The organism is Sphingobium sp. LF-16 (assembly GCF_003711185.1).
Lineage (GTDB): Bacteria > Pseudomonadota > Alphaproteobacteria > Sphingomonadales > Sphingomonadaceae > Sphingobium > Sphingobium yanoikuyae_A.
In genome coordinates, this window is the sequence record NZ_CP029335.1 from 3752367 (window position 1) to 3764148 (window position 11782).

The 11782-nt window shown below is 68.2% G+C and carries 11 protein-coding genes; 4 read left to right on the top strand and 7 right to left on the bottom strand.

The genetic code is table 11. The features are described from left to right. Positions 1-22: 22 nt before the first annotated feature. Together ubiA and DIZ22_RS17670 are read left to right on the top strand one after the other, a co-directional pair. Complete coding sequence (gene ubiA, locus DIZ22_RS17665) at positions 23-931, top strand: 4-hydroxybenzoate octaprenyltransferase (protein WP_048939107.1); 909 nt, start codon at positions 23-25, stop codon at positions 929-931. Beyond that, entirely contained in the window at positions 928-2394 is a 1467-nt protein-coding gene (locus DIZ22_RS17670) for a phospholipase D-like domain-containing protein (protein WP_048939106.1), read from the top strand. The genes ubiA and DIZ22_RS17670 overlap by 4 nt, the downstream gene beginning before the upstream one ends. Here DIZ22_RS17670 and DIZ22_RS17675 read toward each other — a convergent pair. The 7 genes from DIZ22_RS17675 to DIZ22_RS17705 form a co-directional block, all read right to left on the bottom strand. After that, positions 2391-3497 (bottom strand): pyridoxal phosphate-dependent aminotransferase, encoded by a 1107-nt coding sequence (locus DIZ22_RS17675; RefSeq protein ID WP_122928480.1) that lies wholly within the window; start codon positions 3495-3497, stop codon positions 2391-2393. The two genes, DIZ22_RS17670 and DIZ22_RS17675, sit on opposite strands and share 4 nt — an antisense overlap. 77 nt (positions 3498-3574) lie before the next feature. Further along, positions 3575-3856: a BrnA antitoxin family protein gene (locus tag DIZ22_RS17680; RefSeq protein ID WP_048939104.1), complete on the bottom strand. Its 282-nt coding sequence runs from the start codon at positions 3854-3856 to the stop codon at positions 3575-3577. Beyond that, entirely contained in the window at positions 3807-4091 is a 285-nt protein-coding gene (locus DIZ22_RS17685) for a BrnT family toxin (RefSeq protein ID WP_234415691.1), read from the bottom strand. Before DIZ22_RS17685 ends, DIZ22_RS17680 begins: the two co-directional genes overlap by 50 nt. 97 nt (positions 4092-4188) lie before the next feature. Continuing rightward, positions 4189-7641, bottom strand: a complete 3453-nt coding sequence (gene smc, locus DIZ22_RS17690) for a chromosome segregation protein SMC (protein WP_122928481.1) — start codon at positions 7639-7641, stop codon at positions 4189-4191. Positions 7642-7718: 77 nt separating this feature from the next. Further along, positions 7719-8453, bottom strand: a complete 735-nt coding sequence (locus tag DIZ22_RS17695; RefSeq protein ID WP_017501742.1) for a thioredoxin domain-containing protein — start codon at positions 8451-8453, stop codon at positions 7719-7721. A gap of 44 nt (positions 8454-8497) precedes the next feature. Further along, complete coding sequence (locus tag DIZ22_RS17700) at positions 8498-9166, bottom strand: thioredoxin domain-containing protein (protein ID WP_004209297.1); 669 nt, start codon at positions 9164-9166, stop codon at positions 8498-8500. Positions 9167-9207: 41 nt separating this feature from the next. Beyond that, positions 9208-9750, bottom strand: a complete 543-nt coding sequence (locus DIZ22_RS17705) for a DciA family protein (RefSeq protein WP_037519322.1) — start codon at positions 9748-9750, stop codon at positions 9208-9210. A gap of 26 nt (positions 9751-9776) precedes the next feature. Between DIZ22_RS17705 and DIZ22_RS17710 the strand changes: the two genes are divergently transcribed. Together DIZ22_RS17710 and nudC are read left to right on the top strand one after the other, a co-directional pair. Then, complete coding sequence (locus DIZ22_RS17710) at positions 9777-10847, top strand: A/G-specific adenine glycosylase (protein ID WP_048939102.1); 1071 nt, start codon at positions 9777-9779, stop codon at positions 10845-10847. Then, positions 10834-11754 (top strand): NAD(+) diphosphatase, encoded by a 921-nt coding sequence (nudC, locus tag DIZ22_RS17715; protein ID WP_107917529.1) that lies wholly within the window; start codon positions 10834-10836, stop codon positions 11752-11754. Before DIZ22_RS17710 ends, nudC begins: the two co-directional genes overlap by 14 nt. Positions 11755-11782 lie beyond the last annotated feature (28 nt).

Consider the following 11782-nt stretch of genomic DNA (forward strand, 5'->3'; position numbering starts at 1 on the left):
GCGCGGGACGAACGGAGTTGCAGTGAATCAGTCGATCGTCCCCGACAGCGAAGCGCGCGGCCTGCTTGCGCGCCTGCCGGAAACCCCGCGAATCCTGGCCTCGCTGGCCCGACTCGACCGGCCGATCGGCTGGTGGCTGCTATTCTGGCCCGGCGCCTGGGCGGTGGCGCTGGCGGGCGGCGCCTTTGTCCGCTGGCCGCTGATCCTCTGGCTGCTGCTCGGCAGCATCGCGATGCGCGGCGCGGGCTGCGTCTTCAACGACATCGTCGATCGCGATCTCGACGCGCGGGTCGCGCGCACCGCCGCCCGGCCGCTCGCCAGCGGCGCGATGTCGGTCAAGACCGCCTGGGCCTGGCTGCTCGCGCTCTGCCTGATCGGCCTGATCGTGCTGTTTCAGCTCAGCGGCTATGCCCAGGTCGTGGCGCTCGGCTCGCTGGCGCTGGTCGCCGCCTATCCCTTCATGAAGCGGATCACTGGCTGGCCGCAGGTCTGGCTCGGCATCGTCTTTTCCTGGGCGGCGCTGGTCGGCTGGAGCGAGATTGCCGGCGCGCTGACCCTGCCGGGCCTGTGCCTCTATGCCGGCTGCATCTTCTGGGTGCTGGGCTATGACACCATCTATGCGCTGCAGGACCGGGAGGATGACGCGCTGATCGGCATCGGCTCCAGCGCCTTGTCGATGGGCCGCCATGTCCGGGGCGGGGTGACGCTCTGCTATCTCGTCGCGCTTGCGCTCTGGGCCTCTGCTATCTGGCAGGTCCGGCCGCAGTTGCTGGCGCTGATCGCGCTGGCGCCGATGGCGGCCCATCTGCTCTGGCAGGTCGGCACACTGAAGGAAGACGGCACCGATCCGCTCGTCAAATTCCGCTCCAACCGTTTTGCAGGATTGCTGATGTTCCTTGCCTGTCTGGTCGTCGGGAGTGCCGGCGCATGAGCATGACCGGTCTGCCCACCCCCGGCGCGGATTGCTGGCGCATCGAACAGGCGGTGCGCGCCAGCGTGATCGTCGATGCCGACGCCTATTTCCGCCATGCCCGCGCCGCGATGTTGAAGGCGAAGAAGCGGATCATGCTGATCGGCTGGGATTTCGATGCCGCCATCAGCCTGATCCGCGAGGACCAGGCCGATGATGGCGCGCCGGTGGTGATCGGCGACTTCATCAGCTGGCTGGTGGAACGCACGCCGGACCTGGAAATCTATCTGCTGCGCTGGGACATGGGCGCGATGAAGTCGATGGTCCGGCCGACCAACCTCTTCACCACGCTCAAATGGATGGCCCATCCGCGCGTCACGGTGAAGCTGGACGGCCATCATCCCCCCGCCGCCTCGCATCACCAGAAGATCGTGGTGATCGACGATTGCTTCGCCTTTTGCGGCGGCATCGACATGACCGGCGACCGCTGGGACACGCGCCATCATCGCGACGAGGATCCTGCCCGTCGCCATCCCGACGGCTCGCCCTATGGCCCCTGGCATGATGCGACCACCGCCTTGCAGGGGCCGGTGGCGATGGCGCTGGGCGACCATGCCCGCGCCCGCTGGGTCGGCGCCGGCGGTGATGAACTGGCCCCGGTCGAGGGTGAATATGATTGCTGGCCCGACGCGCTGCCGGTCCATTTCGAGCATGTCGATGTCGCCATTGCCCGCTCCGCGCCGAAGATGGACGATCAGGACGAACTGATCGAGATCGAGAAGCTCTATCTCCACCAGATCGCGGCCGCCCGGCACTGCATCTATGCCGAAAGCCAATATTTCGCCTCGCGTCGCATTGCCGAGGCGATCGCCAAGCGGCTGGGTGATCCGGACGGACCGGACATCGTCATCATCAACCCGCTCCAGGCCGATGGCTGGCTGGAACAGCAGGCGATGGACACCGCTCGCGCCCGCCTGTTCGAGGCGCTCAAGGAGCGTGACCCGCATGGCAAGCTGCGCATCTACCACCCCTTCACCACGCGCGGCGCCCCCATCTATGTCCATGCCAAGATATTGATCGTCGACGATCGGCTGATCCGCGTCGGATCGTCCAACATGAACAACCGCTCGATGCGGCTCGATACCGAATGCGACGTGGTGATCGACACCGCGCTGCCCGGCAATGACGGCCGGCAGGAGGCGATCTTGGCCATTCGCGACGACCTGATCGCCGAACATCTCGACTTGCCGCGCGAACGGGTGTCGGCGGTGATCGCCCAGCGCGGCCTGATCGCCGCGATCGAGGAATTGCGCACCAAGCCGGGTCGCACCCTGCGCCCCTATGAGGTGCCGGACCTCGCCGATGTCCAGGCCTGGCTCGCCGACAATGAGGTGCTTGATCCCGAAGGCCCGGACGAGATGTTCGAAGCGGTCAGCGAGCGCGGCCTGTTCCGCCGGATGAAGGGCTGGTTCGGCCGGAGCTAAACTATAGTGAGGGCAGTCGCGATCCGCTCCACCGCGATCGCGAAGCCTTCGGCCTGCTGCGCGAAGCCCAGCCGGATATGCGCCGGTTGACCGAAGCAGTCGCCCGGCGCCAGCAGCACACCCTGCGCCGCCAGCGCCTCGCACAGCGGTCGGCTGTTGCGCCCGTCGCCCAGCCAGGGGAAGGCGGTGGTGCCCCCCTGCGGCCGCACCCATTGCAGCTTGCCGTCGGCTTCCGCGATCAGTCGGTCGAGGACAGCGATGTTGACAGTGGCAACGGCCTTCAACCGATCGGTGATGGCCGCGCTATGCTCCAGCGCATGGGTCGCCAGCCGCTCCAGCAGCGGCGAACTGCTGATCGTGAAATAACTGCGCGCGTCGATGATCCGGGCGCGCTGCGCGGCGTCGGGCGCGATGATCCACCCCATCCGCAATCCCGGCAGCGACAGCGCCTTGGACATGTCGCTGGTGACATAGGCGTTGGGGATGCCGGCGGCCGATTTCTGCGCGTCGCCGAAATAGAGCGGATGATAGACCTCGTCGACCAGCAGCGGCACGCCGCGCTCGGCCAATGCCGCCGCCAGCCGTGCGATCTCCGCGCGCGGCATCACCGATCCGCTGGGATTATGCGGCGTATTGACCACCACCCCGGCGGTGTCGCCATCGACCAGCGCCAGGATCGCATCCACATCCTGCGCAAAGCCGGTCTCACGCGTCAGCGCATAGGGCCGCGTCCCCAGCCCCCAGGCCTGCGCCACCGCCGCATAGGCCGGATAGCCGGGATCCGGCATCAGCATATGCGCGCCCGGCCGCGCGGCTAGGCAGAAGAAGATCGACAGCGCCTCCGACGATCCGGTGGTGACCACCACCCTGTCAGCTTCGCTGTCATGAAAGGCGGCGATCGCCGCGCGCAAGGCCGCGCTCCCCTCGGGCGGCGCATAGCTCAGCACAACATCGTCGATCGCCAGCGGCGCGTCGCCCAGCGCGCAAATCTCCGCCACGCTCCAGCGCGGCCCGGTGCTCGACGCCAGATTATAGGCGATCGGCGGCGTCGCGAAATCATAGGCCGACAGCCAATGGTCGAGAGCAAAGGGCGGCAGGTCCATGGCACAACTCCGTGATCAGGCCACCACAGTCGGCAATCGGCGCCGACCGGCAAGGTCCAGTCGCGGAAAGGCGGCTCCTAGAGGCCCAGCGCCTTGCGCAATTGCGCATTGATCCGGCTCTGCCAGCCCGGACCGGTCGCGCGGAAGGCGTCCAGCACCGCCTGATCGAGCCGCAGAGTCACTTGCTGCTTGGGCCGGTCCGATTTCGGCCGGCCGGGCTTGGTGAGCGTGCCGGTGCCAGGACGAACAATCTTCCCACCGACCCGAAATTCAGCATGCGTGAAGAAATGGTCGTCCAGTTCCGGCGCATCATCTGGGTCGACCCAGGGCGTTTTCAAATCTGGCTCTTTCTCGGTCATTTGCATGTCTCATTGAAATGATGCGCCGTCCGTCGTCGCGTGGTGTCCACACCAAAATCACCGCTCTGCCATGGAGATAGCCATAGGTGATGAACCGATCCTCACCATAGTCCTTGCGGTCGTCCAGAGCTGTCAGTTCCGGCCCTTCGAACAGCGTAAGCGCATCAGCAAAGTCCAGCCCACGCTCTTCCAGCGTTGCCTGCCGTTTGGCGGGATCGAAACTGATGTTCATCATTCCACCTTACCGTTGAGGATTATCCGTTTTTTATCGGCGGGGTGGAAAACGCCATTGCCAAAGTCGCACAATAGCGGTGAGTCGTCAATATTTGTAACTACAAAAACTCTTGCGACGCCAGCAGCGCCTCGGCGCCGTGCAGGTTGACCGACACCAGCCGGCTGACGCCGCGCTCCACCATGGTGACGCCGAACAGTCGGTGCATGCGCGCCATCGACACCGCATTATGGGTGACGATCAGGTAGCGGGTGCGGGTCTGGGCGACCATCGCGTCGAGCAGGTCGCAGAAACGCTCGACATTGGCATCGTCCAGCGGCGCGTCGACTTCGTCCAGCACGCAGATCGGCGCCGGATTGGTGAGGAACAGGCCGAAGATCAGCGCCACCGCGGTCAGCGCCTGTTCGCCGCCCGACAACAAAGTCAGCGCCGCCAGCTTCTTGCCCGGCGGCTGGGCCATGATCTCCAGCCCCGCCTCCAGCGGATCGTCGCTGTCGATCAGTTCCAGATGCGCCTGACCGCCGTTGAACAGCGTCGTGAACAGCCGGCGGAAATGGCCGTCCACCGCCTCGAACGCCGCGAGCAGCCGCTGCCGCCCCTCGCGGTTGAGGCTGCCGATCGATCCGCGCAGCTGGTTGATCGCCTGGGTCAGTTCCGCGCTTTCGGACCGGCTGGTCGCCTGGATCGTCTCCAGCTCCTCCAGTTCCTGCGCCGCGACCAGATTCACCGGGCCGATCCGCTCGCGCTCGGCCGACAGTCGGTCATGCTCGGCCTGCTCGCTCTGGGCGATGCGGATGTCGGCGCTGGGAAAGCCCAGTTTCTCCGGCAGCACCGGTGGCGGGCATTCGAACCGCTCGCCCGACAGGCGGTTCGTCTCGATCCGCCGCTCGTCCGCCGCCTCTGCCCGCGCCACCGCCGTCGCCCGCGCCTCACGCGCACCGGCCAGCGCCTCGCCGGCATCGGCCGCACGCTTTTCGGCTGCCTTCAGCGTCGCCTCGGCCTCGATCTCGGCGCGGCGGGCCTGTTCGGCGCGTTCGACCTGCGCCTCGCGCTCCTCGGTCAGCGTGGCGATGCTGGCGCCCAGCGCCTCGGGCTGGCCCTCGATCGCGGCACGCTCCTGCACCACCGTCTCGCCGCGTGATGCCATGGCGGCGATGCGCTTGGCGGCCTCGCCGGCGCGGGTGTTCCATCCCTTGGCCTCGGCATCGGCGGCCGCCATGCGCTCGCGATCGCTCGACAGCGCCCGGTCGGCCAGTGCCTGGTCGGCCTGCAACTGGCTGACGGCCATGCGCGCCTTCTCGCTCGCCTGCGACAGTGCCGCCACCTGCGCCCGCGTCTCGGCGCCATCGGGCAGGGCGGCCCGCGCGGCCGACGCCTTGTCATGCTCGGCCTGCGCCGTCTCCTGGTCGCGCCGGGCCTCGGCCAGCCGTTCCTCGATCGCCTCGCGCCTGCCGCTCAGCCGCTCCAGCGCCCCCGCCGCCTCGTCCGCCGCGCGCAGCGCCGTGCGCAGCCGCTGGTCCGCATCGCTCAATTTGGTGCGCCCGGCCGCCAGCGCATCCACCGCCGCCTTCTCGCGCGCGCCAGCCTCGGCCTGTTCCGCCTGCGCACCCTCGACCGCCTGCGCCGCCTCTGGGCGCGCAGCATCGATCGCCTCCAGCCGGTTGATGCGGATCAGCCGTTCGGCGGCCGCCGCGCCACCCTCGACCGCGACATAGCCGTCCCAGCGCCGCAATTGCCCATCCAGCGTCACCAGCCGCTGGCCGACCTGCAGCGTCTGGCCGTTGTCGCGCTCCACCACCGCCACCTGCGCCAGCCGCCGCGCCAGCGCCGCGGGCGCGGTCACATGCGCGGCCAGCGGGCTGGCGCCGTCGGGCAAGCCGGGATCATCCTTCAACGCGTCAGCGCCCGCCCAGCGACGCGGCCCTTCCGCCCCGATCGGTGCTTCCAGATCATCGCCCAGCGCTGCCGCCAGCGCCCGCTCATAGCCCGGTGCCGCCTTCAACTGGTCAAGCGCCCGCGCCCGGCCGCTGCCGCCGGCATCGATCGCCTTGCGCAGTGCCGTCGCCTCGCTGTCCAGCGCCGCCAGCGCGGCCCGCGCCGATGCCAGCGCCGCCTCCGCTGCCGACCGCGCCTCGCTCGCCACCTGCCGCTCCGTCTCGGCCGTCGCGATCGCCGCTTCCGCTGCCTCGCGATCGGCATTGGCGCGGACCTGCGCCGCCGCTGCCTCGTCGCGCTTCGCTTCCAGCGGCGCGGCATCGGGCAAGGCCGCCGCTTCCCCCTCCAGCCGTCGCATCGCCTGCTCCGCCCGGCCCAGCCGGTCGCGCGCCGCCGCCAGCGCCGCCTCGGCGACGCGCAATTCGGCCTGCTCGCCCGCCTGCTTGGCCATCGCCCTGGCCAGCTCCAGTTCGGCATCGCGCGCGCCATCCTCGGCGCGGGCGATACGCGCGGCGAAATCGGGGCGCATCGCCTCGGTCTCGGCAATCCGGCCCTTCAGGCTCGCAACCTCGGCGGTCAGCCGCGCGATCGCCTCGGCCGCGTCATTGGCCAGCGTGCCCTCGCGCTCGCGATCCTCGTCCAGCCGCGCCGCCTGCTGCGCCAGGTCATGCAGCCGCCGCACGACCCCGTCGCGCTCTGCCTTCAGCGTGTTGAGCTGGTGGCCGGATTCGCTGGCGGCATCGCGCGTCGCCAATGCCTCGGCCCGCCGTTCGGCCAGCGCGGTCACTGCGGCACTGCTATGGACATTGGCGGCGGTCAGCGCCTCCTGCGCCGCGCCCACGGTCGCCTCGGCCAGCTTCGCCTCGGCCCGCGCCGCCTCGGCACTGGCATTGGCTTCGCGCCAGCGGGCGAAGATCACCCGGCCCTCGGCAACGCGTATCTGTTCGGACAGGCGAATATAGCGCTCCGCCGCGCGCGCCTGGCGCCGCAAATTGCCGGCGCGACTGTCCATGTCGGCCAGTATCTCGTCCAGCCGGGCCAGATTGCCCTCGGCCGCGCGCAATTTCTGCTCGGCATCCTTGCGCCGGACATGCAGGCCGGCGATCCCTGCGGCCTCTTCCAGCATGGCGCGCCGTTCCTGCGGCCGGGCGGCGATGACGGCGGCGATCCGCCCCTGGCTGACCAGCGCCGGGCTGTGCGCGCCGGTGGCGGCATCGGCGAAGATCAGCGCCACATCCTTGGCGCGCACATCCTTGCCATTGGCGCGATAGGCGCTGCCCGCGCCGCGCTCGATCCGGCGCGTGACCTCCAGCTCGCCATCCGCGCCGACATCGACCGCGTTGAACAGCTCGCCCTGTTCCTGGATGGTCAGCAGCGACACTTCGGCAAAGTCGCGCTGCGGCCGGCTGGTGGTGCCGGCGAAGATCACATCCTCCATGCCGCCGCCGCGCATGGACTTGGCGCTGGATTCGCCCATCACCCAGCGGATCGCTTCCAAGAGGTTGGATTTACCGCAGCCATTGGGGCCGACAATGCCGGTCAGGCCCGGCTCGATGCGCAATTCGGTCGCATCGACGAAGCTCTTGAAGCCCGAAAGCTTGAGCCGCTTTATCTGCATGGGGAAACGCCGGGGCAGGGTGCCGCCCCGGTCTCCTTGGGCCTCAGGCCTTCAGATGTCGCCCCCCCTTGCGCCAATCAGATACCCGCTTCCTTGAGCTTGTTCTTCAGCACCGGCCAGGACGAGGCATTCTCGACCACCACGCCATTCATCAGGAAGGTCGGCGTGCCGGAGATATTATATTGGGCATTGGCCGCTTCGACGCCCTTGGCCAGCTTCTCGGCAGTTGCCGTGTCGGCCAGGCACTGCTTGGCCTGATCCTCGGCAATGCCGCGCTGCTTGGCATAGTCAATGAGGCCCAGCGCGTTGGCCAGCTGGCCGAAACGCTGCGCCGGCGGGGCCGACACCATCGCCTGATAGGGGGCGTCGCCCAGGCCCTGCGCCTTTTCGAACATCGCGCTCTGGTTGGCGAAGAACTGTTCCGACAGCGGGTAATAAATGTCCTTGCCGCCGCAACGGGCCAGCAGCGCCGTCGTGATGTCGATCGGATCGCGGACATAGACGCGGAATTCGTAGCTGATCTTACCGCTATCGACCATCGCCTTCAGTTCTTCCGACGATTCATGGGCGAAGTCGCGGCAGTGGCTGCAGGTGAAGGAGCCATATTCGACCAGCTTCAACTTGGCGGCGGGATTGCCCATCACGAAATTGCCTTCGGGCGTTTCGGCGACGGTTTCCGACCAGCTGGTGCCGGCGGGCGCGGCCACGGCGGCGATCGGCGCGGCGGAGGTTGCATTACCCTCATCCTTCTTGCCGCAACCGGCAAGCGTCAGGGACAGGGCGATAAGGGCAAGGCCGGACAGGACTTTCACGACGGGCGACGCTCCGAATTATGGATAGTTGGGGACGGTTTAGATCAGCGGGCGGCTGCGGGCAATGCGGCCTTGAGCAACTCCCAGGTCGATCCCTGGACCAGCGTGCCGTTGACGACGAAGCCGGGCGTGCCGGTGATCTTGACCTTGTTCCACGCCTCGTCGGTCATCGCTAGGATCGCCTTTTCCGATGCCGGGTCGGCGATGCAGGCGTCGAGCTGCGCATTGGTGAAGCCGCGCTTGTTCATCAGCGCATAGAGGCCGGTCTTCTGGCCGATGTCGCGCAGCGCCGCCTTCTGCTCGGTCGGCTTGGCCGCGCCCTTGTCGTACGCCATGATCTGCTCCATCCAGGCATCCTGGTTGGCGAACAGCGCCTCATGATTGCCCATGAAGCGCTTGGCGCCGCCGCAGCGGGCTAGCAGCGCGGCGGTCAGGTCATATTTGTCGCGCACCGCGTTGCGCACTTCGGCGCTGACCTTGCCACCCTTCACATAATCGGCTTTCAGCGATGCACTCGCGTCATTCACGAAATGGGCGCAGTGGCTGCAGGTATAGCTCACATATTCGACCAGCTTGGTCGGCGCGGCAGGGTTGCCCATGACATGGCCGCCGATCGGCGAACGCACCACCTGCGCGACCCAGTTGGGCGCGGCGGCGACGGCGATGGCGGGAACGGCGATCAGGGCAAGCAGGGAAAGGCGGAACTTGGTCATGGGGCAGTCCTAAGGCATCGCCCCGGACGGGGCGGGTTGCATCAACCGATCTTGGGCAGGCCATTCGAATTCGCAAGCCCCTGTGCCAGCGATTCGAGGACTTTGCGCAATTCCGGGTCACCGATGTCGCGCAGGGAATCCCCCAGCTCGACCGGAATGGGTTTGAGGTTGCGGGGCGGCGGGCGCCGCTCGACCGGTGCGGGACCGACCATGCCCTGCTTCATCGCCACCTTGGCGACGGCGGCATAGCCGAAGAAGCGGTTCACCCGCTCGATGATGTCGGGCAGCGCATGCTGGATCATCGGCGCATGGCCGCTCATCACGGTCAGTTGCAGCGTGCCGCCCGATTTCTGGCCGACCGGAAAGCGGATCGATTCGGGCGCGGTGATCGCGGCATAGTCGGCGCCGACGATATCGTTCCAGCGGGTGACGATGCTCGACTGGACGAAACCGAACTTGCGAAAGGCGGTGCGGCCGATTTCCGGCATCAGGTCGGCGATCGCGCGCGGCGCACCCACGCGGGGGCGCTCGGCCGGCGGCGTGGCGCGGCTCGTCTTTTTCGCGGTCGGGGGGCGTTCCGTCATGGCGCGCTACATGGCATAGGGCCGCCATGCGCGTCGAGATGTCGGGTTCAAAAATCGCACGGGATCTGCTGGCCCATTATGACGTCCATGCCCGGCGCCTGCCCTGGCGCGCGCCACCGGGCGCCAATGCGGCCGATCCCTATCATGTCTGGCTGTCCGAAGTGATGCTGCAACAGACCACGGTCGCGGCGGTCGGCCCTTATTTCGAGAAATTCACGGTCCGCTGGCCGACGGTGGAGGATCTGGCCGCCAGCGCCGACGCCGACCTGATGGCCGCCTGGGCGGGGCTGGGCTATTATGCCCGTGCCCGGAACCTGCTGGCCTGCGCCCGCGCCGTGGTGGCCGACCATGGCGGCCGCTTCCCTGATACGGAGGACGCGTTGCGCGCCCTACCGGGCCTGGGCGCCTATACCGCTGCCGCTGTCGCCGCCATCGCCTTCGGCCGGCGCGCCGTGGTGGTCGACGCCAATGTCGAGCGGGTGGTCGCCCGTTTGTTCGCCATAGCGACACCGCTGCCCGCGGCCCGGCCGGACATCCGCGCCGCCGCCGACAGCATCACGCCGGATCTGCGCGCCGGCGATTTTGCCCAGGCGATGATGGACCTGGGCGCCACCATCTGCACGGCGCGCAACCCCGCCTGCGGCATCTGCCCGCTGCGTCAGGATTGTGCGGCGGTGCGCACTGCCGATCCCGCTGCCTTCCCGGTCAAGGCGCCGAAAAAGGCCAAGCCCCATCGCCTCGGCCATGCCTGGTGGATCGAACGCAGCGATGGCCAGGTCTGGCTGGTGCGGCGCCCTGACAAGGGATTGCTGGGCGGCATGCGCGCGCTGCCCAGTTCCGACTGGAACGCCGCGCCTGACGCCACGCCGCCCTTCGTCGCGCAGTGGCAGACCATCGATCCGCCGGTCGCCCATGTCTTCACCCATTTCTCGCTGGCGCTCAGCGTCCACACTACCCATGTGGGGATGGACCATGTGCCGGCGGGCGCGGGCGAATGGTGGCCGCGCGCCCGGATCGGCGAGGCAGGGCTGCCCACCCTGTTCGCGCGGGCGGCCGATGCGGCGATGAAGGAGATGACGGACGATGCACGGAACTGACCCCCAAGCGCACGGCCTGCCCGGTTTCGTCGGCGGCACGCTCGACCGGGTCGACCATATCCGCAGCAACCCCGCGCTCCATGCGCAGGCCTTTGCCTCGCCCAATGCCCGGTTGCTGATCCTCGAAGGCCTCGAACCGGTGACGGACGATCATGGCCTGGCCCTCGCCCCGCTTGGCCCCGACGCGCGGATCGAGGAACATGTATTGCTCGGCGTCGATCTGCAGGATCGGCCGATCTTTGCCCATCTGGTCGAGACGCTGGACCAAGGCCCCAACGCGACGCCGCGATCGCGTGGCCTCGCCGATCTCGTCTCCGCGTCCGACGTTGCGCTCTACGGCACCGCGCGCAGCCTCGTCTTCTGGCATGCCCGGCATCGCTTCTGCTCGGTCTGCGGTGGGCCGACCCATGCGCACAAGGCCGGCTGGGCGCGGCGCTGCGGAACTTGCGCCTCCGAACATTTCCCGCGCGTCGATCCGGTTTCGATCATGCTCGCCGAACATCAGGGCCGTGTCCTGCTCGGTCGCCAGCATAGCTGGCCGCCCGGCCGCTATTCCGCGCTCGCCGGCTTCATCGAACCGGGCGAGACGGTCGAGGAAGCGGTCGCACGCGAACTGAAGGAGGAAGCCGGCATCACGGTCCATTCGGTCCGCTATGTGATGAGCCAGCCCTGGCCCTTCCCCTCCTCGCTGATGATCGCCTGCGTCGCCCAGTGCGACGATCCCGCGCTGACCCTGGACGAGACCGAGATCGAACATGCCTTCTGGTGCGATGCCGATGGCGTCGCCGCGGCGCTGGCGGGCGATCCCGACGCGCCCTTCCTCGCGCCGCCGCGCATGGCGGTCGCCTGGCACCTGCTCGATCATTGGCTGCGCGGCGCGGTTGCCCCGTCCGACGCAAGGGCGTAAGGCCCGGCTTCGTCTTCACTACAGGATC